A 22,599-nucleotide genomic window follows, 5' to 3' on the forward strand; every position below is an offset into this window, starting at 1 on the left:
GGGCGGGCATTTCGTGCGCGCTGCCGTTTGTTGCTGCTCGTCCTGCGGGACGGGTGTCCTTTCGGCGTCGCTCCCGGTGTGCCGCGGTCCGCTCATTCTGTCGTCATCGACAGGCCCCGGAGTCCGTGCCCTATGAGGCAGGAGGACCCGGGAAGTGTTCACCGGAATCGTCGAAGAGCTGGGTGAGGTCACCGCCGTCGAGATGCTCGACGACGCCTCGCGTTTCCGGCTGCGTGGCCCCGTCGTCACGCAGGGCGCGCAGCACGGCGACTCCATCGCCGTCAACGGAGTCTGTCTCACCGTGGTCGAGCACGAGGGCGACGAGTTCACCGCCGACGTGATGGCCGAAACCCTGAACCGCTCCAGCCTCGGGGCCCTCACCGTCGGCTCCCGCGTCAACCTGGAACGGCCGATGGCCGTGGGTGAGCGCCTCGGCGGACACATCGTGCAGGGGCACGTCGACGGCACCGGCGCGGTCATCGAGCGCAAGCCGTCCGAGAACTGGGAGATCGTCAAGATCTCGCTCCCCGCCGACCTCTCGCGCTATGTCGTCGAGAAGGGCTCCATCACCGTCGACGGCATCAGCCTGACCGTGGTCGACGCCGGCCCCGACTTCTTCACCGTCAGCCTCATCCCCACCACGCTCGACCTGACCACCCTGGGCCGCAAGCAGCCCGGCGACCCGGTCAACCTCGAGGTCGACGTGATCGCCAAGTACGTCGAGCGCCTGCTGGGCGCGCGCGGTGAGCAGCCCGCCGGTCCGCCCGGGATCCAGGGGGCCGGCCGGTGAACTGGCTCAACTCCGAGGCCTTCGTCCTGTTCGGCCAGCACATCATGTGGTCGGACATGATCGGCAACGTGATCGGTCTGATCGCCCTCGCGCTCGGCTGGCGGCGCTCCGTGTGGAGCTGGCCCGTCCAGCTCCTCTCCGGCCTGGTCCTCTTCGCCGCCTTCTTCGGCCACCTCACCGGCAGCGCCGGCAAGCAGGTCGTGGTCATCGCCGTCGCCCTGTACGGCTGGTGGCAGTGGAACCGCGGCGAGGGCAAGGACGGACGCGTCTCCGTACGATTCGCCACCTGGCGCGAACGCGCGTACATGGCGGGCGCCGCCGCCGTCGGCACCCTCGCCGTCAGCGCCCTGTTCCACGCGTACCCGACGCTGTCCTGGGACCCCTGGCCGGACGCCTACATCTTCGTCGGCACGATCGTCGCCATGTACGCGCAGGCCCGCGGCATGGTCGAGTTCTGGTTCGCCTGGCTGCTCGTCGACGTGGTGGGCGTCCCGCTCAACTTCGCCAACGGCTACGCCTTCTCCGGATTCGTCTACGTCCTGTACGGCGCGCTCGTCCTGTGGGGCATGCGCGACTGGTGGCTGCGCTCCCGTGAGGCCGGGCAGCCCGTCATGGAAGGAGCCCCGGCATGACAACGGCGCCGGTTTGGTACAGCACCGGGCATGATCAGGATGCCTCGGACTTCGCGCTCGACCCCGTCGAGCAGGCCATCGCCGACATCGCGGCCGGCCGCCCCATCGTGGTCGTCGACGACGAGGACCGGGAGAACGAGGGAGACCTCGTCGTCGCCGCCGAGATGGCGACCCCCGAGATCGTCGCCTTCATGATGAGCGAGTGCCGCGGACTGATCTGCGCGCCCATGGAGGGCGACGAGCTCGACCGGTTGCGGCTGCCGCAGATGGTCGACGACAACACCGAGTCGATGAAGACCGCGTTCACGGTGTCGGTGGACGCGTCCGCCGCCCACGGGGTCAGCACCGGCATCTCGGCGGCCGACCGCGCCGCCACCCTGCGGCTCCTCGCGGACGGCGGCTCGGAGGCGGACGACTTCGTGCGCCCCGGCCACATCTTCCCGCTGCGCGCCAGGCCCGGAGGCGTACTGGCCCGCAACGGCCACACCGAGGCCGCCGTCGACCTGGCCCGGCTGGCGGGACTGCGCCCGGCCGGAGCGATCGTCGAGATCGCCGGCGAGGACGGCCGGATGCTCCGGCTGCCCGAACTCATCCCCTTCGCCCGCAAGCACGGCCTGACGATCATCTCCATCGAGGACCTGATCGCCTACCGCCGCTCCACCGAACGCGGCGCGGCGGACGAGACCGGGGCGGTCGCCGCCCCCACCGTCCGGCGTGAGGCGGAGGTCCGTCTCCCCACCGTCTTCGGCGAGTTCACCGCCTACGGCTACCGTTCCACCGCGGACGGCGTCGAGCACGTCGCCCTCGTCCACGGTGACATCGGCGACGGCGAGGACGTCCTGGTCCGCGTCCACTCCGAGTGCCTGACCGGTGACGTCTTCCACTCCCACCGCTGCGACTGCGGTCCGCAGCTCCAGACGTCCATGGAACGCATCCAGACCGAGGGCCGCGGGATCGTGGTCTACCTGCGCGGGCACGAGGGGCGCGGCATCGGTCTGCTCTCCAAGCTCCGCGCGTACGAGCTCCAGGAGCGCGGACGGGACACCCTCGACGCCAACCTGGAACTCGGCCTGCCCGCCGACGCCCGGGACTACGGCGCCGGCGCCCGGATCCTGGAGGACCTGGGTGTCCGCAGTCTGCGGCTGATGACCAACAACCCGGACAAGACCGACGCGCTCGTCCGGTACGGCCTGCGCGTCAGCGGACGCGAGCCGATGCCCGTACAGGCGGGTGAGCACAACCTGAGCTACCTGCGGGCCAAGCGCGACCGGATGGGACACGACCTGCCCTGGCTCGACCCGGTCACCGTGTCGGCCTGCGGGAGCCAGTGACCCGTACGGACGGCCCGTCCGCGGGCCCCGGCACGACAGCACGACAGCACGACAGCGACCGCGGGCGGCATGGCGCCTGTGGCGCGGCACTATCGGCAACACGGCACAGCGGGACTGAAGGAGAGACGTGAGCGGCAAGGGTGCACCTGAACTGTCCGTACGCAACTGCGGCGACCTGCGGGTCGCGGTCATCGCGGCACAGTGGCACGACAAGGTGATGGACGGTCTCGTCGACGGCGCGCTGCGCGCCCTGCGCGAGCTGGGAATCGACGAGCCGACCCTGTTGCGGGTCCCCGGCAGCTTCGAACTGCCGGTCGCCGCCAAGGTCCTGGCGGGCCGCGGCTACGACGCGATCGTCGCGCTCGGCGTCGTCATCCGGGGTGGAACGCCCCACTTCGAGTATGTGTGCCAGGGCGTCACCCTGGGCCTCACCCAGGTCTCCGTCGAGACCGGCGTCCCGATCGGCTTCGGTGTGCTGACCTGTGACACCGAGGAGCAGGCCCTGGACCGCGCGGGCATCGAGGGCTCCAACGAGGACAAGGGCCACGAGGCGGTGACGGCCGCCGTGGCCACCGCGGCCACCCTCCGCTCAGTATCTGAACCCTGGCACTGAGGTACGGCCGCGAGCGCGTAGGGTGAGGACCACCATGTCCAATAAGACGTTCGAGGAGCTCTTCACCGAGCTCCAGCACAAGGCCGCCACGGGCGATCCCGCCACCTCACGCACCGCGGAACTCGTCGGCAAGGGCGTTCATGCCATCGGCAAGAAGGTCGTCGAAGAGGCCGCGGAGGTCTGGATGGCCGCCGAGTACGAGGGCAAGGACGCCGCCGCCGAGGAGATCTCGCAGCTGCTCTACCACGTCCAGGTGATGATGGTCGCGCGCGGGATCTCCCTCGACGACGTGTACGCGCATCTGTAGGGACCGCTCCCCGCGGCACCCCCACCGAGCCCGTCCGCCCACCCACCCCGAACACCCCTACCGAGCAAAGGAAGCCGACCTCATGCTGCGCATCGCCGTCCCCAACAAGGGTTCCCTCTCAGGACCTGCGGCGGACATGCTGCATGAGGCCGGCTACCAGCAGCGCCGGGAGGCCAAGGAACTGCGGATCGTCGACCCGAACAACGAGGTCGAGTTCTTCTACCTCCGCCCCCGCGACATCGCGATCTACGTCTCCTCCGGCCGCCTCGACATCGGCATCACCGGCCGTGACCTGCTGGTCGACTCCGGGGCCCACGCCGAGGAGATCCTCCCGCTCGGCTTCGCCCGCTCCACCTTCCGCTTCGCCGCCAAGCCGGGCACCGCCGACGGCATCGCGGACCTGAAGGGGAGGACGATCGCCACCTCGTACGAGGGCATCGTCGCGGGCCACCTCGCCGAACACGGCATCGACGCCTCCGTCGTGCACCTCGACGGCGCCGTCGAGACCGCCATCGAGCTCGGCGTCGCCGAGGTCATCGCGGACGTCGTCGAGACGGGCACCTCGCTGCGCAACGCGGGCCTGGAGATCTTCGGCGAGCCGATCATGAAGTCCGAGGCCGTCGTCGTCCGCCGCGTCGGAGCCGGTCCCACCGAGGACGCCGAGCCCAAGGTGCAGCAGTTCCTGCGCCGCCTCCAGGGCGTGCTGGTCGCGCGGACCTACGTGATGATGGACTACGACTGCCGTGCCGAGCACCTGGAGAAGGCCGTCGCGCTCACTCCCGGCCTGGAGTCGCCGACCATCTCGCCGCTGCACAACGAGGGCTGGGTCGCGGTCCGTGCCATGGTCCCCTCCAAGGAAGCCCAGCGGATCATGGACGACCTGTACGAGCTCGGCGCGCGGGCCATCCTGACCACGGCCATCCACGCCTGCCGGCTCTGACGGGATCAACGGACATGTCGGACCTTCCTCCCCTTCCCATAACCTTCCGCCCCTCCCGGACGCGGGCCGTCCTGCTCACCGCGGGCGCGTCGATCCTTGTGGTCATCACCACGGTCGCCATGCTTCTGGAGCAACTCGGTCCGGGGGAGCGGGCGAGCTTCGTCTTCACCGCGGCTCTCCTGTTCGGCGTGCTCGTGCTCCTCTCGCGGCCCAAGGTCGTCGCCGACGAGAGCGGTGTCACCGTCATCAACATCGCGAGCCGCCGGCACCTGGACTGGGCGGAGATCGTGCAGGTCAACCTGCGTCCCGGTGACCCGTGGGTGTTCCTCGACCTCAGCGACGGCACCAGCCTGCCGGTGCTCGGCATCCAGCCGGGCATCGCCCGGCAGCGCGCCATCGAGGACGCCCGCGCCCTGCGCGCCCTGGCTTCGGCCCGCGCGATCCCGGAGCCGGACGGACACCGGGACGAACATCGGGGCTGACTCTCGGCCCTCCACCCTGCCCTGAGAGCCCATGTCTTGATTAATCTGTCGGCGGAGGCGTTTTTCATCGCGCCTCCGCCTCCGATGTGCTCCCGCCCTCAGAGGCCCCCTGCTACCCGAGGAGTGACTCCCTCCAGCGATGGACGGATCGTCCTGTAGTACCTGCGCCGCCCCCTTCCGACATAGCGAGGCGGCGGCATGACCATCCCCCTGTTGCTCCTTGGCGCGGCGTTCCTGCTGATCCTCGCCAACGGCTTCTTCGTGGCCGCCGAGTTCGGCCTCGTCACCGTGGAGCGCCCCGACGCCGAGAAGGCCGCGGCCGAGGGCGACAAACGCGCCGGCACGGTCGTCGAGTCGCTCAAGGAGCTGTCCTTCCAGCTCTCCGGCACCCAGCTCGGCATCACCATCACCTCGCTCGTCGTCGGCATGCTCGCCGAACCGGCCCTGGCCCGGCTGCTCGACGGCCCGTTCCGGGCGCTCGGACTGCCCGCGGGCGCGGTGCCCGGCGTGGCCGTGGTGACCGGCATGCTGCTGGCCTCGGCCGTGCAGATGGTGGTCGGTGAACTCGTCCCCAAGAACTGGGCCGTCTCCAAGCCGCTCCAGGTGGCCCGCTTCGTCGCAGGCCCGCAGCACGTCTTCTCCCGGCTGTTCCGGCCGGTGATCGCCGCGCTGAACACGGTCGCCAACCGGCTCGTCCGCGCGCTGGGCGTGGAACCCGCCGCGGAGCTGGCCTCCGCCCGCACCCCCGGCGAACTCGTCTCCCTCGCGCGCCACTCGGCCCGCGCCGGCGCGCTGGAGCAGGACACCGCGGACCTCTTCGTCCGCACGATGTCCCTGGCCGACCTCACCGCGCAGCACGTCATGACGCCGCGGGTGCGGGTCAGCGCCCTTCAGTCGTCGGCCACCGCCGAGGACGTGGTGAACCTCACCCGCGCCACCGGTCTGTCCCGCTTCCCCGTCTACCGGGAGCGGATCGACGAGATCGTCGGCATGGTGCACCTCAAGGACGCCCTCGCGATCCCCTCGCGCGAGCGCCTGCGCACCCCCGTCGGCCGGATAGCGCAGGCCCCGCTCCTCGTCCCGGAGTCCCTGCCCGTACAGCCCCTCCTGGAGCGGCTGCGCAGTGAGCAGCCGATCGCCGTCGTCGTCGACGAGTACGGCGGCACGGCCGGCGTGGTCACCCTGGAGGACATCGTCGAGGAACTCGTCGGCGAGGTCCGCGACGAGCACGACGACGTGCAGGGCGAACAGCCCGAGCTCGCGGCCGCTCCGCCCGAGGACGGCAGGCCCGCCTGGGACGCCGACGGCAGCTGCCGCGTCGACATCCTCCAGCGCATAGGCCTCGACGTGCCCGAGGGGCCGTACGAGACCGTCGCGGGCCTCGTCGCCGACCTGCTCGGCCGGATTCCGGCCCCGGGTGACAAGGCCGAGCTCCCGGGCTGGCGGCTCGTGGTGCGGCAGGTCGGTCACTACCGCGCCGAACGCGTTCGCCTCGTGCGGACCGCGCTCGCCCCGGAGGCCGTCCGATGAGCATGCTCCAACTGCTGTTCGCGGGCCTGCTCGTGCTCGCCAACGGCTTCTTCGTCGGCGCCGAGTTCGCCCTCGTGTCCGTGCGGCGCAGCCAGATCGAACCGCTCGGCACCGCCCGCTCCCGCCAGGTCCTGTACGGCCTGGAGCGCCTGCCGCAGATGATGGCGGCGGCCCAGTTCGGCATCACCATGTGCTCGCTGACCCTCGGCGCGGTCGCGGAGCCCACGGTCGCCCAGCTGCTGGAACCGCTCTTCGCGGCCGTCCGGCTGCCGGAGGGGGTCATCCATCCCCTCGGCTATGTGATCGCGCTCGCCTTCGTCGTCTTCTTCCACCTCGTCATCGGCGAGATGGTCCCGAAGAACCTGGCGATGGCCGCGCCCGAGAAGACGGCCCTGTGGCTCAGCCCCGGCCTGGTCGCCTTCGCCCGGGTGTGCCGTCCGGTCACGGTGGGCCTCGGCGCCTGCGCGGCGCTGATCCTCAGACTGTTCCGGGTCGAGCCCAAGGACGAGGTCGAGGCGGTCTTCACCAGCGAGCAGCTCAACCGGCTGGTCGAGGACTCCGGACAGGCGGGACTTCTCGAACCCGAGGAACAGGAGCGTCTGGAGGACGCCCTGGAACTCGGCTCCCGCCCGGTCACCGACGTCCTGCTCGACAGCGCCTCGCTCGTCACCGTGGATCCCTCGGTCACCCCGGGCCAGGTCGTCGCGCTCACCGCGCGCACCGGGTACTCCCGGTTCCCCGTGGTCGCGGAGAACGGCGCCTTCATGGGCTGCTACCTCCATGTGAAGGACGTCCTCGACCTGGAGGAGTCCGAGCGGGCGGTACCGCAGCAGCTCTGGCGGCCGATGACGACCCTGAGGTCCGAACTCCCGCTGGACGACGCGCTCACCGTGATGCGCCGCGCCGCCACCCACCTCGCCCAGGTCGCCGACGCCTCGGGCAGGGTCATGGGCCTGGTCACCCTTGAGGACGTACTGGAGCTGCTGGTCGGCGAGGTACGGGACCCGGCGCACCGCGATGTCACGCCGGTACGGGTCGCGGAGCAGCGCCCCAGCCAGGCCGAGGAGGCGCTGGCGAGCTGACCGCGAGGACGGGCCCCGGTTCCCGGGGCCGTGCGATCCGGTGACGGTCGTACGGCCCCGGCGCGACCGGGGCCCGCTCACATCGCGGACGGATCCTGCGGGCCCCGGCCGGAGAGGACCTCTCCGTAGGCCTGCATGAGGTCGGGCAGGCGCAGCGTCGACAGGTCGTCGCGCGAGGGTGTGCCGGGGTATCCCGACAGCCGCAGATCGCGGTACGCGCAGCTCTTCTCGTAGAGGGTGCGCAGGAACCGGCCGTTGCCGAGCTCGTCGATCCAGCCCTGGTCGACGACGTGCCCGGCGATCGAACGCAGCTCGTCCAGCGCCTCCTCGTCCCAGATGTCGCCGTTCTCGGCGGCCAGCACCTCGCCGATGGAGGTCAGTTCGAGCGGGCGGTAGGAGGGGAAGTCCACACGGCTGGTGAAGCGCGAGGAGAGACCGGGGTTGGCGGCGAGGAGCCGGTCCATGCCCTCGGGGTAGCCGGCGAGGATCACGACCAGATGGTCCCGGTTGTCCTCGGCCCGCTTCAGCAGGACCTGGAGGGCCTCGTCGCCGTACGCGTCGCCCTTGCCGTAGCCGGAGTTGGACAGGGAGTACGCCTCGTCCACGAACAGGACGCCGCCGATCGCCGAGTCGATCAGCTCGTTGGCCTTCACGGCGGTCTGGCCGAGGTACTCGCCGACCAGATCGGACCGCTGGGCCTCGACCAGATGGTCTCCGCCGAGGAGCCCGAGGGCGTAGAAGACCCGGCCGAGAATCCGCGCCACCGTGGTCTTGCCCGTGCCCGAGGGCCCTGAGAAGACGAAGTGCCGTTTCGGAGGCTGCACCGGCAGACCCTGCCCGGTGCGCAGCCGTGCCATGTTGAGCTGCGCCGACAACGCCTTGACCTGGCGTTTCACCGGCTCAAGGCCCACCATGCGCTCCAGCTCGGCGAGCGCCTCGTCGAGCAGGGCGGGATCGGTCGGTCCCGGGGGCATCGGCTGCACCGGCATCGCGGCCTTCTCCCGGAAGCCGTCCGGCTGGGGAGGCAGCCCGCCGGGAGGCGAGGGGTCGGGATCGGGAAGCCTCAGATCGCGTCCCTCGGTGCCGAACAGCGCGTCCATGCCGTCCGGGCCCTCCAGCACGTCCTGCCCGATCCCGGCGAGTGTGATCGCCGCGAGGTCGGCGGCGGCGTCGTCGTACCCGTCGCCCTCGGCGATGGCCGCGAGCCGCGCCGAGGTGTCCATGAAGGAGGGGTCGACCCGGTGCACCGCCCGGTACAGGGGCAGGGCCGCGGCGGAGCGTCCGGTGCCCTCGTGGGCGCGGGCGAGCCAGTACCGGAGTTCCTTGCGCTGCGGCTGCTCGCTGCGGCAGCGCATCAGCGCGGACGACAGCAGCGGTTCGGCCTGTCCGTACATCTCCAGCCGGACCCGGGCCATGCCGCCGAACAGACCGGCCTCGATGCCGAGCATGGGGTCGTTGATCAGCGGATCGGTGTGCCGCACCAACTGCTCCCAGTCCTTGACCAGATAGGCGCGGCACGCGTGCAGGAACCGGACCTGGTGGTCGGCGTCGACCGGCGGCAGTCCGGCCAACGCCCGGTCCAGTTCGGGGACATGACGTCCGTCGAGCCAGTGCGAGGCGTGCGCCAGCAGCAGGTCGCGCGGACTCTCCAGTACGGGCTGGACCCACCAGCCCAGCCAGTACCAGGAGTTGAGTGTGCGCCGGTGCCGGGAGCGCTGCTCGCCGAAGCGGTCCCGGTGCCGGAACATCCGCAGCAGCGCGGTCGTCGTGTCCACGCGTAACGCGTGCAGTCCGAGCCAGCCGTCCGCCATACCGGGGTCCATCCGGACCGCGGCGCGGAACTCCTCCTCCGCCTGCGGGTAGGCGCCCATCGTGTAGGCGTCCACACCTCGCAGCCAGGCGAGGTCGGCCGGGGCCTCGGGGCCCTGGGTGCCGAAGTCCATCACGTCCCCCACAAACCGTGCCCCCGATGGTCGGGGAGTGCCTCGCGGATCAGGACATCCCCTTGCCGCCGGGCCGGTGCCCGTCGGCAGCTCTGGTCGAACGACTGTGCCGCGGACGGGAGTTGAAGCGGTGCGGGCAGAGCAGCCGTCCGAAAGTCGCACCGAGAGGCATGGTACCCGCGGGGGACGGGCCTGCCGAAGGGTGCCGCACAGCCCGTTCCACGAGGTGGGAGGGGACGGGGCGGTCCGGAAACGGTGACCCAGGGTGAGCGCGGGGCGCCGTGGGGTGTCCGGAAAGAGGGGGTGTGGGCAGAACGAAGCCCCCGATCACGGGGGAACAACCGGGGGCTTCGCGACTGCGGGCGGCTCCCGAAGGGCCGCTGCTTCAGAACGTAAGACCTGTACGGCCCCCTGGTCAAGCAGAGTTGGGGCACTGAGGCAACTTCTCCGGAGTGGGTCTTCGCAACGTCAGCACGCTGCGGATGGTCCATCACGGTGCGTGACGAGTTGGTCCGGTCCAGGCGCCCCAGCGGGCCCCTCTCGCACCTCGTATCCCTCGGAACACTGACGCACCACCTGGTGGGCGAACGGCCGTGAGGGGTCCTCGGTGAAGTGCCGGCGCTCGGCGCGGACCCATCCGTCCCAGAAGTCGTTCTGCGCCTGCCCGTCCCGTCGCCGGCCCCGCTCCCAGGCCTGTTCGTGCGGCAGTTCCATCCACAGCAGCCGCGCCAGCCGGGGCCGCAGCGCCCGGCGTCCCGCGCCGACACCCTCGACGATCACCACGGGCGCGACCGGCAGCTCGCGGACCGGCCCGAACTCCCTGGCAGTCCAGTCGTAGGGGGCGTAGCGCGCGGTCTCGCCCCGCTCCCAGGGCTCGACCACCGAGCTCAGCAGGCGCCCGGTCCAGCCGAAGAGCTCCTCGTGGGTGGCGATGTCGTCCAGGTGCAGCACGGGCGCGCCACCCAGTGCCGCCGCCAGTCTCCCGGCGAACGTGGTCTTGCCGGAGCCGGCGTGGCCGTCCACGCCGATCAGGCGGACGGGTCCGCAGGAGGGCGGCAGCAGGAGCAGCCGTGAGGCGAGGTCGTGAATGGGGTTTCCCGGGGTGGAGGTACGGCGGGGGCACAGTACTGGGGAACATTCTATCGAGGCGTCGCCCACTGCGGATCCATGGGTTCAGGATGGTGTCGCGTTGAACTATTCATTGAACAATCCCCAAGACCTTCGGGAGCCCGTCCGGGAACATTCCCGAGCCCGCGGAACCAGGTATTTCAGATAGGGCGTTCCAGTACTCGGTGTTGCTGAGTAGGGTTCCTGTTGCGGAACGGCGAGGTGTCGTACGGGGATGGACAGGGGAAGATGGCCGCGGGGTTATTCGAGGGGCAGTACGTGTGGCATCCGGCGGCCGACGACCGCACACTCGCGAGCGTCTGCACGGATGTCAGAGCCGGCCGCTATCTGAGCGCCCACGAAGCTCTCGCGGAGACCCGCTCCGACTATGGATTACGGGCTCATCGTTCCCTCGTCCTGGCTTCCGAGGCCGCCGACTCCGACCTCGCCGAGCGCTGGCTGGCCGAGGAGCGGACCCCCGAGGCCGCCCTGATGTGGGCCCGCGTGGCCGTCCTGCGGGCGTTACGGGCGGCCGACGCCAAGGACGACCGGGCCGAGGCCCTGGAACGCATCGCGCTGACCGCCTGCGACCGCGCCGCGCTGATGGACCGGGCTGATCCCACGCCCTGGGTCGCCCGGCTGTCCATGGCCCGGCTGCACGACCTGCGCGACACCGCCCCACAGGGGCTCCTGACCCAGCCCCACGGCCCCTGGCGCCTGTTCTCCCACGTCCTGCGCCTCGATCCCTGGAACCGTGAGGGCCATCACCGGTTCCTGGCGTTCTTCTTCACCCGGTACGGCGGTTCCGTGAACGCCGCCTGGGACGTCGCCGCCTTCCTGAGCCAGCGCGCCCCCGCCTCCTCCTCCTTGCGGCTGCTGCCGCTGGTGGCCCTGGTGGAGAGCTACAACCCCACGCACCTGCTGGTGGACCGCACCTGGGAGCAGCCGCAGTGGCGTTCCACGGCGCTCGCGATCTACCAGAACTGGCTTCCGGAGGTCTCCGGACACCGCTTCACGCCGGTGCTCGACCTGGCGTATCTGGCGCACGCGCTCTACATGGCGCAGCGCGAGTTCGAGGCGCGGGCGGTGCTCATGGCCATGGGGCCGTACGCCTGCCGCATGCCGTGGAGCGTGTTCGGCGAACCCGAGGAGCAGCTCTCCCGCGCCCGCCGCGCCTGCGGGCTGCCCGTGCCGGGGGGCGGCTGACCGCCGGCCCTCCTTGCCCGACGTCCCGAACCACCCCCCAGAGAAAGGTCGGCTGTGTCAGAGCGAATAACGGCCCCGGGCCGTACGAGCGGCCGCGGAAACGATTCCGTCGCCTTCGACGACGACGCGACGCTGCACGCGATGGGATATCCGAGGAAACTCACCCGTCGATTCCAGGCGTTCGACAATTTCGCCATCTCCTTCACCATCATCAACGTCATTTCCGGTATCTTCTCGTCCTTCGGGTTCGGAATGAACGCGGGTGGCCCGCGCATTCTCGTGTTCGGCTGGATCGGCGTTTCGGTGATGGTGCTCTTCATCGGTGCCGCGATGGCCGAGGTCGCCTCCGCGTATCCGACCAGCGGGGCCCTCTATTTCTCCGCGGGCAAGCTCGCCAAGCGGCACAAGGGTGCCTGGTCCTGGTACACGGGCTGGCTGAATTTCGTGGGCCAGGTGGGAGGCACGGCCGCCACCGGATACGCGGCCGCCACGTTCATCCAGGCGTTCGTGGCCCTTCAGTGGGACACGTACCGGCCGACGGCCGAGCAGACGGTCCTGATCACGGCGCTGATCATCGTGCTCCAGGGTTTGGCCAATACCTACACCGTCCAGCTGGTCGCCGTGCTGAACCGGATCTCCGTGTGGTGGCTGCTGATCGGGCTCGTCGTGATCGTGGGAACACTCATCGTGATGCCCGACGACCACCAGTCGGCCTCGTTCGTCACCCATTTCGCGAACAACACCGGTTTCACGAACGGGATTTACGGAGGGATGCTCGGCCTGCTGGTCACGAGCTGGACCTTCACGGGCTTCGACGGCAGCTTCCACATGTCCGAGGAAACGGTGCGGGCCACGGTCAACGCGCCGAAGGGGATCACCCGTTCGATCGGCTATTCGGCGATCACCGGGCTCATCCTGATGCTCGCCCTTGTGTACAGCATTCATGATTACGGCCGGGTCGCGCGCTCCTCGGCGCCGCCCGTGCAGATCCTCATCGATGGACTTGGCATGACCATGGCTAAGTTCATCCTGCTCATCGTGATCGGGTCCATGCTCTTCTGCGGGCTGGCCAACCTGACGAGCAACACCCGGCAGATCTTCGCCTTCTCCCGGGACGGCGCGATGCCGGGCTCGCGCTGGTGGCACTCCGTCTCGCCGCGCACCCGTACCCCCGTGAAGGCCGTCTGGCTGGCGGTCGCGTGCTCGCTGGCCCTCGTCCTGCCCGGATGGTGGTCGCACACCGCCTTCACGGCCATCGTCAGTGTCAACGTCGTCGGACTCTTCCTCGCCTACGCCGTGCCGGTCTTCCTGCGGCTGCGGCTCGGGGACGAGTTCCAGCCCGGACCCTGGAACCTGGGCCGGTGGAGCAAGCCCGTCGGCTGGGTGGCGGTGACCTGGATCCTCGTCAGCAGCGTGCTCTTCATGCTGCCCCAGACCTCGCCGATCACCGGGGACAACTTCAACTACGCCTCGATCGCCCTGGCCGTGGTGCTGGTCGTCGCGACGGTGTGGTGGTTCGCCACGGCGCGCCGCCGTTTCCAGGGTCCCGTCAGTTACGGCCGCCCCGACGAGGTCGCCGCCATGGATCTCGTCTGATCGTCTTCCGCCTCGGCCCCGGCACCCGCCGGGGCCGAGGCGTCCCAGGTCATGCCAGTGGTCCCGACCAATATTGGTGGGCGCGGCACGGCCCGAAGTGCTGGCAGAAGTCGCCCTCCGGCGTCCATAGTTGGCGCACGACAGAGCATTGGGCCCGCCCGTTCCGGACACCCCTGGGGGTTCTCCACCCATGAGCAGAGCCGAACAGCCGTCCCGCAGAACCGTCCTGGCCGCCGCGGTCGCCGCCGCGGCGGCGGTGGGAGCCGCGGGGCCGCCGGCCGCCGCCGCGGCCCGCCGGACCAGAGCGCCCGGCGGTCTCGTCGACAACCGCGCCTGGACCTCGTACAGCGACTGGCGTGCGGGCACCGCGCGGGGCGCGCGGGCCGTTCCGGGTACCCGTCCCGGCCTGGTGATCGTCGCCCCGGCCGGCACGACGGACTACACCGACCCGCACACCGGCAGGACGGCCACCTGGGAGTACGCGACCTGGACCTCGCCGGTCCACCGGCTCGCCGTTCCCGCCACGGAGGCCATCGCCTCCTGGAACGCGCACACCCCGGCCGGCAGCTGGCTCCAGGTCGAACTGACCGGCACCTACTCCGACGGCACGGACACGCCCTGGTACGTCATGGGCCGCTGGGCCTCCGGCGACCAGGACATCCGGCGCACCTCCGTGGACGGCCAGACCGACGGCCGCAGCACGATCTGGACGGACACCTTCTCCGTCGACGACGCCGCCTCGGGCCTGCGCCTCGTCTCGTACCGGCTGCGGCTGACCCTCTACCGCACCCCGGGCACCCGGATCACGCCCACCGTGTGGCGGCTGGGCGCGATGGGCTCGGACATCCCGGACCGCTTCACCGTCCCCGCCTCCGCCCCCGGCCTCGCCCAGGAACTGAACGTCCCGCGCTACTCGCAGGAGATCCACGCCGGCCAGTACCCGGAGTACGACAACGGCGGCGAGGCCTGGTGCAGCCCCACCTCCTCGCAGATGATCATCGAATACTGGGGTCGCAGGCCCACCTCCGAGCAGCTCGCCTGGGTCGACCCCGCCTTCGCCGACCCGCAGGTGTGCCTCGCGGCCCGCTCCACCTACGACTACCAGTACGCGGGCTGCGGCAACTGGCCCTTCAACGCCGCCTACGCGGCCACGTACAAGGACCTCCAGGGTGTGGTGACCCGGCTCGGCTCGCTGACCGACCTGGAGACCTTGATCGCCGCGGGCATCCCGGCCATAACGTCCCAGTCGTTCCTCAAGTCCGAGCTCACGGGCGCGGGTTACGGCACCTCGGGCCACCTCATGACGGTCATAGGGTTCACCGCGGACGGCGATGTGATCGCCAACGACCCGGCCTCGCCCGGCGACGACGCGGTGCGCAGGGTCTACAAGCGCGCCGAGTGGGAGAACATCTGGCTGCGGACCAAGCGCTACAACGCCTCGGGGAAGGTGGTCTCCGGCACCGGCGGTGTCTGCTACCTGTACTTCCCGGCGCATCCCTCGGCCCGGCAGCGCAAGGCGCTCGCGGCGGTCGGCATCAGGTGAGCTGAGGAGCGGCTCCCCGCGGTAGCGGGCCACCGGCACGGCCGGGACCTTCCCGCGGGGAGGCTTCCGGCCGGCCGGGACCGTGTGACGATCCGCACAGGCGGTGCGCGCCGGGCGCGCCCCACGGGGCCCCGGCGCCGGCCGGGTCGCGGACGTGACCGGGGTCTCTACCGGTGTCGGCGGCTCCGGTGGCAAGGTGGTCGGGTCGGTGGGGAGCCGGCGGGGGACACCACCGCACCACGACGTCAGCGAGATGCCATGACCGCGAGCTCAGCCACCGCCCCTCGTCTCCGCGCCCGGACCGGAGGTCCCGGCGAGGACGGCCCGAAGATCCTCGAACACGTCCTGGGCTGGATCTTCGTGATGGTCGTGGCGATGCTGGTGACGCGGCTCGGCTTGCTCTAGACCGTTCCCCGGACGTCGTCCGGGACCGCCGGGCGCCGATCGCCCCCGGATGACGGTCGGCACGGTTCTGCCATACTGCGCTTGTTCCGTCGGCAGTTGGAGACCAGGGCCGGAATTGAATAATAGTCAACAGCGTGAGGTCGACCGCCCCCGGGCGCGGGGCACCGACCGTTCACTGGCGCGCCGCGCCGAACTCATCACCATCGGGCGGAAGTTGTTCGCCGACACCTCGTACGACGCACTGTCGATGGATGACATCGCGCGACAGGCGCATGTCGCCAAGGGGCTGATCTACTACTACTTCAAGTCCAAGCGCGGCTACTACCTCGCCATCGTCGAGGACTCGGTCGCGGACCTGGTCTCCCGGGCCGCCGACGGTCCGGAGCTGCCCGGAGCGGAGCGGGTCCATCGCACGATCGACGGCTATCTCCGCTACGCCGAGCACAATCAGGCCGCCTACCGCACGATCGTCACCGGCGGTGTGGGCTTCGACGCCGAGGTGCAGGCGATACGCGAGGGTGTGCGCGAGGCGATCGTCGCGACGATCGCCGAGGGGGCGTACGGCCGGCGCAGGGTCGGACCGCTGCCGCGCGTCGCCCTTCTCGGCTGGCTGCACGGCGTGGAGGGGGCCACCCTCGACTGGATCGACCGTCCCGCCCTGCCGCGCGACACGATGCGCGAGCTGCTCGTGAAGATGCTGGGGGGTGCGATGCGTGCCGTCGAGGAGATCGACCCGTCCTACGCGGCCCCGCCCGACGCCCGGCGGGACAGCTGACGAAACCGTATGAGGACTAGGGCCAATGGTTCGGACCAATTCCGCGGTTCCTCCGGGCGCGGCCGTGACCGTGGCGGTGGCCGTGTCCGGGAGGGCGTCCTGTCGGTGACCGTTCGTCATCCGGCGCGGGGTGCCTCCGTTCGGGCGTACTCCCGGCGCCACGTCCGGTGTCGGCCGGGTTCCGGGAGCGGGAGGGGGAGCATCGGCGGGGCCGGGGGAGGCCCGGCGGCGCCGTCCCGGGCGGCGTCCGTGGGCGTGCCCGACCAGGGAGGAGCGCCACCGTGCCCGATCGCGCCGCGCAGCCGGTGGACCGTCAGCTGCCCACGGACGAGGCCAGGGATCTGATCTCGCTCGTCCGCGACCTGGCCCGGCGCGAGATCGCGCCCGGGGCCGCCGAGGAGGAGGACGCAGGGCGCTTCCCGCGTGAACTCTTCGGCCTGCTCTCGGAGTCCGGACTGCTCGGCCTGCCCTACGACCCTGCCCACGGGGGCGGCGGCCAGCCGTACGAGGTCTACCTCCAGGTCCTCGAAGAGCTCGCCATGGCCCGTCTCACGGTGGGCCTCGGCGTCAGCGTCCACACCCTGGCCTGTCACGCGCTGGCGCACCAGGGAACCGAGGAGCAGCGCGCCGCGCATCTGCCCGCCATGCTCGGCGGCGGACTGCTCGGCGCGTACTGCCTCTCCGAACCCTCCTCCGGCTCCGACGCCGCCTCACTGCGGACGAGGGCGGAACGCCGCGGGGACGACTGGGTCATCAGCGGCACCAAGGCATGGACCACGCACGGCGGGGTGGCCGACTTCTACACGGTGTTCGCCAGAAGCGGTGCCGAGGGTTCGCACGGCATCTCGGCCTTCCTGGTGCCCGGCGACGCGGAGGGGCTGAGCGCTTCGCCGCCCGAGCGGAAGATGGGCATGAAGGGCTCGCCGACCGCGCAGGTCCACTTCGACGCGGTACGGGTCGATGGCGGCCGCCTGCTCGGCGGCGAGGGCCGGGGCTTCGAGATCGCCCTGGCCGCGCTCGACTCGGGGCGGCTCGGGATCGCCGCCTGCGCCACCGGCCTGGCCCAGGCCGCGCTGGACGAGGCCGTCGCGTACGCCCGCGGGCGGCGCCAGTTCGGGCGGCGGATCGCGGACTTCCAGGGGCTTCGCTTCCTGCTCGCGGACATGGCCACCCGGATCGAGGCCGGCCGCTCGCTCTGTCTGGCCGCCGCCCGGCTGCGCGACACGGGCCGGCCCTTCTCCCGACAGGCGGCCATGGCGAAACTGCTGTGCACGGACGGGGCGATGAAGGTCACCACGGACGCCGTCCAGATCCTGGGCGGGTACGGATACACCGCCGATTTCCCGGCCGAACGCTACCTCCGCGAGGCGAAGGCGCTCCAGATCGTCGAGGGCACCAATCAGATCCAGCGCATGGTCATCGCACGGCATCTCGTGGGTCCCGAGGAGCGCTGAGTTCACCGCGCGCGTCCGGGGCGGCGCCGAACTCGTCGCGCGGATCCCGGGACGCGCCGAAGCGGCCGTCGCCGTGCGGGTCCCGGGCCGCGGCGAAGCGTTCCTCCTCGCGCGTTTCCGCGAGCACGCCGCCGAACCGCACGTAGCCGTACATCACCGACGGCGCCGCGAGACGTGACCACTCGGGGTCGTGGTGCCCCGGCAGGGTGCGGCCGCGGTCGGCCCAGGCGCGCATCAGGGCGCGATAGATGGGCGGGTCCTGAGCCGGCGGGGCCGGCGGTGGCGGTGGTACCCAGTGAACCGCCGGAGCCGGGACGAGGATCCGGCGCCGGTTCCCGGTCGCGGAAGGTGTGGGGCTCATACCGGGCCAACGGGCGGGCGGCCGGACAGGTCACCCGTCCAGGGAATCGGGCGTGTGTCCATGAGCACCTCCTGTGAGGCTCACGCGGCGCATCGCCTACCGCCAGGCGCACTTCGGCGAGGCGAGCGCCCCCCCCCGGGGACATTGACCCGGACCCGGACACGCTGATCCTGCACCACGGCGGCCCGCGGGCCATGGTGCAGGGCAGTCACGGGGACGAAGCGGGTGGCACCCGCCGAACGCGCCGAGCCGTCAGGCCGCGCGCCGCAGCTCGGAGGTCCGCATGGGGACCGAGCCGGGACCGCCCACATGGGAGAACGGCTGCGTGCGCCAGTCAAGTCCCTGGGGGAGCGTCAACAGGAGGCCGGTGTCCTGCTGCTGGGGTTCCGCCGTGTCGTCCGCGGAGGGGGCCTCGGCGGCCGCGCGGCCCGTACCCGAACAGACCGTGAGCCCGAACGGGTTCCACGGGGAGGCGCACAGGGCGTGCTCCGGCAGGAACTCCTCGTCCGCCAGCAGCGCGATCGGCTGCGCGCAGTCCGGGCAGATCACCCGGTACATCTCGAAAGTGTCGTACGCGTCGAACTCATCGCCTTCGAGGGTGTCGGATTCGACGCCCTCCGGCTCGGGTTCGAGAACGGCCTGCTGCCGCTTGGGTGCGGTACGACCAGGGCGCTTAAGACTCTGCATGGGTTTCTCCCCCTCGGGTGGGCCGGCAAGAAGCTGCGACCTCGACCACAGCAAGCACTTCCCGTCCCGTCTCCGCGGTAATCACGCGAACTTCGCCGACCCGGTTGCATTCATGTGTCCTTCGTCACATGCCGCCCGCAGGTGCCCCGCCTGGCGGAAAACCGACGGCCGACGGGCGGCCCACCGGGACCGGGTCACATCACAAAGCGGTTATGACCTGCACCGCTGAGGTATCCCGGCGTGTCGGCGGCCCTGTAGGTTCTTGCGCCATGGAGGAGCTGGATCGACAGATCGTGCAGCTGCTCGTCGCAGACGGGCGGATGAGTTACACCGACCTGGGCAAGGCCACGGGCCTGTCCACGTCCGCCGTGCACCAGCGGGTGCGCCGCCTCGAACAGCGCGGCGTCATCCGGGGCTATGCCGCGGTCGTGGACCCGGAGGCCGTCGGGCTGCCCCTGACCGCCTTCATCTCGGTGAAGCCGTTCGACCCGAGCGCACCCGACGACATCGCCGAACGCCTCGCCGGCGTACCGGAGATCGAGGCCTGCCACAGTGTCGCGGGCGACGAGAACTACATCCTCAAGGTGCGGGTCTCGACCCCGCACGAACTCGAGGAGCTCCTCGGCCGGCTGCGGGCGCTCGCGGGTGTGTCCACCCGCACCACGGTCGTCCTGTCGACCCCGTACGAGTCCCGTCCGCCCCGCATCTGAGGGGTTCGCTCCGGCGAACCCGCGGGCACACGGACACGCGACCGGGCGCGACGGCCGGCCCGCCGCGCCGTGTCGACCCCACCCGGGCGACGCCCCGCCGCCGGCAGGCGCGAGACTGTCCCCATGAGTGAGAGCACCGCCCCGTCGGACACCGTGCTGCTGCGCGGTGGAGAAGTCCACAGCCCCGCCGACCCCTTCGCCACGGCCATGGTCGTGGAACGCGGCCAGGTCGCCTGGGTCGGCTCGGAAGGCGCCGCCGACGCCTTCGCCGAAGGCGTCGACGAGGTCGTCGACCTCGAAGGCGCCCTGGTCACCCCGGCGTTCACCGACGCGCACGTGCACACGACCGCCACCGGGCTCGCGCTCACCGGACTCGACCTGTCCGGCGCGCCGACCCTGGAAGCCGCCCTCGCCCTCGTGCGCGACTTCGCCGTCTCCCGTCCCGGCGACCGGGTGCTCCTCGGCCACGGCTGGGACGCGGCCCGCTGGCCAGGCGGCCGGCCCCCGGCCCGCACGGATCTCGACGCCGCGACCGGCGGACGCCCGCTCTACCTCTCCCGCATCGACGTCCACTCCGCCGTGGCCACCAGCGCGCTCCTGGACCTGGTCCCCGGGGTCACCTCGCTCGCCGGGTACGCGGCCGACGGCCCCCTGACCCGCGACGCCCACCACGCCGTGCGCGCGGCCGCCCTCGGCGCCGTCGGCACCGGACAGCGCACCGAGGCCCAGCGCGCCGCGCTCGCCCACGCCGCCTCGCTCGGCATCGGCTCCGTGCACGAGTGCGCGGGCCCCGAGATCTCCTCCGAGGTCGACTTCACCGGCCTGCTGCGGCTCGCCGCCGAGGAGCCGGGACCGCGGGTCGTCGGCTACTGGGCCGACCGCGACATCGAGAAGGCACGGTCCCTGGGCGCCGTCGGCGCGGCGGGTGACCTGTTCGTCGACGGCTCCCTCGGCTCGCACACCGCCTGTCTGCACGACTCCTACCGGGACGCGGACCACACGGGAATCGTCCACCTCGACGCGGACGCCGTGGCCGAGCACGTGGTGGCCTGCACCGAGGCGGGCCTCCAGGCGGGCTTCCACGCCATCGGGGACGCCGCGGTGACCTCCGTGGTCGCGGGCTTCCGCGCAGCCGCCGAGAAGGTCGGCCTGGCCCGCGTGCGCGCCGCCCGGCACCGGATCGAGCACGCCGAGATGCTCACCCCGGAGACCGTCGCGGGCTTCGCCGAGCTCGGCCTCACCGCCTCCGTCCAACCCGCCTTCGACGCGCTGTGGGGCGGCGAGGACGGCATGTACGCCCAGCGCCTCGGAGCGGACCGGGCCCGGTCGCTCAACCCCTTCGCGGCCCTGCTGCGCGCCGGTGTGCCCCTCGCCTTCGGCTCCGACAGCCCGGTGACCCCGCTCGACCCGTGGGGCACCGTCCGCGCGGCGGCGTTCCACCGCACGCCCGAGCACCGGGTGTCCGTGCGGGCCGCCTTCACCGCCCACACCCGGGGCGGCTGGCGGGCCGTCGGACGCGACGACGCGGGCGTCCTGGTGCCGGGCGCGCCCGCGGACTACGCGGTGTGGCGCACCGGCCACCTCGTCGTCCAGGCCCCCGACGACCGGGTCGCGCGCTGGTCCACCGACCCGCGCTCCGGCACACCCGGGCTCCCCGATCTGACTCCCGGCGGCGACCTGCCCGTCTGCCTGCGCACGGTGGTCGGCGGGCGCACGGTATTCGTACGGCCTAACGAGTGATGTCCCGTGGTGCCGGGCGTGCTTCCAGGGCCCGGCACCCCGACGTTCGACCTGCGCATCCTCGGCTCTGACCTGGGCTTTGTCGGTAAAGGCGCAGATCAAGCCAGTGTTGACAGCCTGCGGCAGGGGGCGGGTAGGTTCGGCCCGTCCACCACCGGACGGCCGACCGGGGAACTTCCGCACGGCCTCGCGGCGCCGCTGGGTCAGGGGTGGTGCGCCGCACCGGCGCACCGGCCACTGGGAGCCAGGCCCAGCGCCGGCGCCACGAGGCGAGGGAACGTTCCGACACGTCGGCAGGTGCGACCCGGGTGGGGCCCGGACGTTCAGTAGACAACGGCTTTCGGTCGACCCGCAGCCAGCGGGTCCCAGGTCGGCCCGAAGGGCGCCGGGCCCCGATCCGCAGGACACCGCGGGACGCGTTTTTCGCTCCGGCGGGTCCGCTCTTACCCGCCTCTTGGCGAATCGACACCCCCGTAGGGCGGCCGCGACGCGGCGGCGCAGGCTGGGCGCACTATGGTGGAGCCCTGCGTACGGATACGAAGGGGCAGCAGTGAACGACGGCGACGGGACCCTCGCGGCGGAAGCCCAGGGGAGGCGGTTCGGCCCGCTCGGCACGGCCTTGGTGATCATTCCGACCTACAACGAGGCGGAGAACATCAAGAAGATCGTCGGCCGGGTGCGATCCGCCGTGCCCGAGGCGCATGTGCTGGTGGCGGACGACAACAGCCCCGACGGCACGGGCAAGCTCGCCGACGAGCTGGCGGCCGACGACGAGCAGGTCCAGGTCCTGCACCGCAAGGGCAAGGAAGGGCTCGGCGCCGCCTACCTCGCGGGATTCCGCTGGGGTCTGGAGAACGGCTACGGCGTCCTCATCGAGATGGACGCCGACGGCTCGCACCAGCCGGAGGAGCTTCCTCGCCTGCTGACCGCGCTCAAGGGCGCCGACCTGGTCCTCGGCTCACGCTGGGTCCCCGGCGGCCGTGTGGTGAACTGGCCCAAGTCCCGCGAGTTCATCTCGCGCGGCGGCAGCCTGTACTCCCGCGTCCTGCTCGACGTACCGATCCGGGACGTGACCGGCGGGTACCGCGCCTTCCGCCGCGAGACCCTCGAAGGCCTCGGCCTCGGCGAGGTGGCCTCGCAGGGCTACTGCTTCCAGGTCGACCTGGCCCGCCGTGCGGTGCGGGCCGGCTATCACGTGGTCGAGGTCCCGATCACCTTCGTGGAACGCGAGCTGGGCGACTCCAAGATGAGCCGCGACATCCTCGTGGAGGCGCTGTGGCGCGTCACCACGTGGGGTGTGGGCGAGCGGGTCGGCAAGCTCACCGCCCGCCGCAAGCAGTCCTGACACCCTTCTGACACAGCGCG

The 22,599-nt window shown here is 71.4% G+C and carries 22 protein-coding genes; 18 read left to right on the plus strand and 4 right to left on the minus strand.

The features are described 5' to 3' along the window. Positions 1 to 154 precede the first annotated feature (154 nt). From ACZ4AA_RS31535 to ACZ4AA_RS31575, 9 genes are all read left to right on the plus strand, one after another. Complete coding sequence (locus tag ACZ4AA_RS31535; RefSeq protein ID WP_467610313.1) at positions 155 to 790, plus strand: riboflavin synthase; 636 nt, start codon at positions 155 to 157, stop codon at positions 788 to 790. Continuing rightward, positions 787 to 1,422, plus strand: coding sequence for a nicotinamide mononucleotide transporter family protein (locus tag ACZ4AA_RS31540; RefSeq protein ID WP_467610315.1), 636 nt, complete (start codon positions 787 to 789; stop codon positions 1,420 to 1,422). The genes ACZ4AA_RS31535 and ACZ4AA_RS31540 overlap by 4 nt, the downstream gene beginning before the upstream one ends. Continuing rightward, complete coding sequence (locus ACZ4AA_RS31545) at positions 1,419 to 2,753, plus strand: bifunctional 3,4-dihydroxy-2-butanone-4-phosphate synthase/GTP cyclohydrolase II (RefSeq protein ID WP_467610318.1); 1,335 nt, start codon at positions 1,419 to 1,421, stop codon at positions 2,751 to 2,753. Before ACZ4AA_RS31540 ends, ACZ4AA_RS31545 begins: the two co-directional genes overlap by 4 nt. A 127-nt stretch (positions 2,754 to 2,880) precedes the next feature. Beyond that, positions 2,881 to 3,366: a 6,7-dimethyl-8-ribityllumazine synthase gene (gene ribH, locus ACZ4AA_RS31550; RefSeq protein WP_389851017.1), complete on the plus strand. Its 486-nt coding sequence runs from the start codon at positions 2,881 to 2,883 to the stop codon at positions 3,364 to 3,366. A 34-nt stretch (positions 3,367 to 3,400) separates the two neighbouring features. Continuing rightward, complete coding sequence (locus ACZ4AA_RS31555) at positions 3,401 to 3,673, plus strand: phosphoribosyl-ATP diphosphatase (RefSeq protein ID WP_030038616.1); 273 nt, start codon at positions 3,401 to 3,403, stop codon at positions 3,671 to 3,673. 82 nt (positions 3,674 to 3,755) lie between these two features. Then, positions 3,756 to 4,613 (plus strand): ATP phosphoribosyltransferase, encoded by an 858-nt coding sequence (hisG, locus tag ACZ4AA_RS31560; RefSeq protein ID WP_467610322.1) that lies wholly within the window; start codon positions 3,756 to 3,758, stop codon positions 4,611 to 4,613. 14 nt (positions 4,614 to 4,627) lie between these two features. Further along, positions 4,628 to 5,095: a PH domain-containing protein gene (locus ACZ4AA_RS31565; RefSeq protein ID WP_467610325.1), complete on the plus strand. Its 468-nt coding sequence runs from the start codon at positions 4,628 to 4,630 to the stop codon at positions 5,093 to 5,095. A 198-nt stretch (positions 5,096 to 5,293) separates the two neighbouring features. Beyond that, positions 5,294 to 6,625, plus strand: coding sequence for a hemolysin family protein (locus tag ACZ4AA_RS31570; RefSeq protein ID WP_467610328.1), 1,332 nt, complete (start codon positions 5,294 to 5,296; stop codon positions 6,623 to 6,625). Then, complete coding sequence (locus ACZ4AA_RS31575; RefSeq protein WP_467610331.1) at positions 6,622 to 7,707, plus strand: hemolysin family protein; 1,086 nt, start codon at positions 6,622 to 6,624, stop codon at positions 7,705 to 7,707. Before ACZ4AA_RS31570 ends, ACZ4AA_RS31575 begins: the two co-directional genes overlap by 4 nt. Before the next feature lie 77 nt (positions 7,708 to 7,784). Here the strand turns inward: ACZ4AA_RS31575 and ACZ4AA_RS31580 are convergent, their stop codons facing one another. Together ACZ4AA_RS31580 and ACZ4AA_RS31585 are read right to left on the minus strand one after the other, a co-directional pair. Next, positions 7,785 to 9,650 carry an AAA family ATPase gene (locus tag ACZ4AA_RS31580; RefSeq protein WP_467610334.1) on the minus strand — a complete coding sequence of 622 codons (1,866 nt, stop codon included), beginning with the start codon at positions 9,648 to 9,650 and terminating at the stop codon, positions 7,785 to 7,787. A gap of 468 nt (positions 9,651 to 10,118) precedes the next feature. After that, a complete protein-coding gene (locus tag ACZ4AA_RS31585; RefSeq protein WP_467610457.1) occupies positions 10,119 to 10,739 on the minus strand; it encodes a uridine kinase family protein in 621 nt (206 codons plus the stop codon). A gap of 267 nt (positions 10,740 to 11,006) precedes the next feature. Between ACZ4AA_RS31585 and ACZ4AA_RS31590 the strand changes: the two genes are divergently transcribed. The 6 genes from ACZ4AA_RS31590 (at position 11,007) to ACZ4AA_RS31615 (ending at position 17,736) form a co-directional block, all read left to right on the plus strand. Next, complete coding sequence (locus ACZ4AA_RS31590) at positions 11,007 to 11,963, plus strand: hypothetical protein (RefSeq protein ID WP_467610337.1); 957 nt, start codon at positions 11,007 to 11,009, stop codon at positions 11,961 to 11,963. A 54-nt stretch (positions 11,964 to 12,017) separates the two neighbouring features. Beyond that, complete coding sequence (locus ACZ4AA_RS31595) at positions 12,018 to 13,559, plus strand: amino acid permease (protein WP_467610340.1); 1,542 nt, start codon at positions 12,018 to 12,020, stop codon at positions 13,557 to 13,559. 190 nt (positions 13,560 to 13,749) lie between these two features. Beyond that, positions 13,750 to 15,102: a peptidase C39 family protein gene (locus tag ACZ4AA_RS31600; RefSeq protein ID WP_467610343.1), complete on the plus strand. Its 1,353-nt coding sequence runs from the start codon at positions 13,750 to 13,752 to the stop codon at positions 15,100 to 15,102. 258 nt (positions 15,103 to 15,360) lie between these two features. Continuing rightward, positions 15,361 to 15,507, plus strand: a complete 147-nt coding sequence (locus ACZ4AA_RS31605; protein ID WP_467610346.1) for an SCO1431 family membrane protein — start codon at positions 15,361 to 15,363, stop codon at positions 15,505 to 15,507. Between the two features lie 115 nt (positions 15,508 to 15,622). Continuing rightward, positions 15,623 to 16,282: a TetR/AcrR family transcriptional regulator gene (locus ACZ4AA_RS31610; RefSeq protein WP_467610349.1), complete on the plus strand. Its 660-nt coding sequence runs from the start codon at positions 15,623 to 15,625 to the stop codon at positions 16,280 to 16,282. 281 nt (positions 16,283 to 16,563) lie between these two features. After that, the gene (locus tag ACZ4AA_RS31615; RefSeq protein WP_467610354.1) at positions 16,564 to 17,736 is read left to right on the plus strand and encodes an acyl-CoA dehydrogenase family protein; all 1,173 of its coding nucleotides are present in this window, start codon (positions 16,564 to 16,566) and stop codon (positions 17,734 to 17,736) included. Here the strand turns inward: ACZ4AA_RS31615 and ACZ4AA_RS31620 are convergent. Next, positions 17,699 to 17,971, minus strand: a complete 273-nt coding sequence (locus ACZ4AA_RS31620; RefSeq protein WP_467610358.1) for a hypothetical protein — start codon at positions 17,969 to 17,971, stop codon at positions 17,699 to 17,701. The two genes, ACZ4AA_RS31615 and ACZ4AA_RS31620, sit on opposite strands and share 38 nt — an antisense overlap. Positions 17,972 to 18,349: 378 nt before the next feature. Next, positions 18,350 to 18,784: a hypothetical protein gene (locus tag ACZ4AA_RS31625; protein WP_467610361.1), complete on the minus strand. Its 435-nt coding sequence runs from the start codon at positions 18,782 to 18,784 to the stop codon at positions 18,350 to 18,352. Between the two features lie 269 nt (positions 18,785 to 19,053). On the opposite strand from ACZ4AA_RS31625, the gene ACZ4AA_RS31630 reads away from it, so the two are divergent. From ACZ4AA_RS31630 to ACZ4AA_RS31640, 3 genes are all read left to right on the plus strand, one after another. Then, positions 19,054 to 19,494: an Lrp/AsnC family transcriptional regulator gene (locus ACZ4AA_RS31630; protein WP_037621061.1), complete on the plus strand. Its 441-nt coding sequence runs from the start codon at positions 19,054 to 19,056 to the stop codon at positions 19,492 to 19,494. Positions 19,495 to 19,617: 123 nt separating this feature from the next. Next, positions 19,618 to 21,234 carry an amidohydrolase gene (locus tag ACZ4AA_RS31635; RefSeq protein ID WP_467610365.1) on the plus strand — a complete coding sequence of 539 codons (1,617 nt, stop codon included), beginning with the start codon at positions 19,618 to 19,620 and terminating at the stop codon, positions 21,232 to 21,234. 550 nt (positions 21,235 to 21,784) lie between these two features. Further along, on the plus strand, positions 21,785 to 22,579 hold the full coding sequence (locus ACZ4AA_RS31640; RefSeq protein ID WP_467610368.1) for a polyprenol monophosphomannose synthase: 795 nt from the start codon (positions 21,785 to 21,787) through the stop codon (positions 22,577 to 22,579). The last annotated feature ends 20 nt before the right edge of the window (positions 22,580 to 22,599 follow it).

Source organism: Streptomyces sp. NPDC024698 (assembly GCF_055559015.1).

Bases quoted from the DNA above. Each gene is read 5' to 3' on its own strand.
- ACZ4AA_RS31545 (WP_467610318.1), top strand. From the start codon at position 1,419: ATGACAACGGCGCCGGTTTGGTACAGCACCGGGCATGATCAGGATGCC.
- ACZ4AA_RS31555 (WP_030038616.1), top strand. From the start codon at position 3,401: ATGTCCAATAAGACGTTCGAGGAGCTCTTCACCGAGCTCCAGCACAAG.
- hisG (WP_467610322.1), top strand. From the start codon at position 3,756: ATGCTGCGCATCGCCGTCCCCAACAAGGGTTCCCTCTCAGGACCTGCG.
- ACZ4AA_RS31565 (WP_467610325.1), top strand. From the start codon at position 4,628: ATGTCGGACCTTCCTCCCCTTCCCATAACCTTCCGCCCCTCCCGGACG.
- ACZ4AA_RS31570 (WP_467610328.1), top strand. From the start codon at position 5,294: ATGACCATCCCCCTGTTGCTCCTTGGCGCGGCGTTCCTGCTGATCCTC.
- ACZ4AA_RS31575 (WP_467610331.1), top strand. From the start codon at position 6,622: ATGAGCATGCTCCAACTGCTGTTCGCGGGCCTGCTCGTGCTCGCCAAC.
- ACZ4AA_RS31580 (WP_467610334.1), bottom strand. From the start codon at position 9,650: ATGGACTTCGGCACCCAGGGCCCCGAGGCCCCGGCCGACCTCGCCTGG.
- ACZ4AA_RS31590 (WP_467610337.1), top strand. From the start codon at position 11,007: ATGGCCGCGGGGTTATTCGAGGGGCAGTACGTGTGGCATCCGGCGGCC.
- ACZ4AA_RS31600 (WP_467610343.1), top strand. From the start codon at position 13,750: ATGAGCAGAGCCGAACAGCCGTCCCGCAGAACCGTCCTGGCCGCCGCG.
- ACZ4AA_RS31605 (WP_467610346.1), top strand. From the start codon at position 15,361: ATGACCGCGAGCTCAGCCACCGCCCCTCGTCTCCGCGCCCGGACCGGA.
- ACZ4AA_RS31620 (WP_467610358.1), bottom strand. From the start codon at position 17,971: ATGCGCGCCTGGGCCGACCGCGGCCGCACCCTGCCGGGGCACCACGAC.
- ACZ4AA_RS31625 (WP_467610361.1), bottom strand. From the start codon at position 18,784: ATGCAGAGTCTTAAGCGCCCTGGTCGTACCGCACCCAAGCGGCAGCAG.
- ACZ4AA_RS31630 (WP_037621061.1), top strand. From the start codon at position 19,054: ATGGAGGAGCTGGATCGACAGATCGTGCAGCTGCTCGTCGCAGACGGG.
- ACZ4AA_RS31635 (WP_467610365.1), top strand. From the start codon at position 19,618: ATGAGTGAGAGCACCGCCCCGTCGGACACCGTGCTGCTGCGCGGTGGA.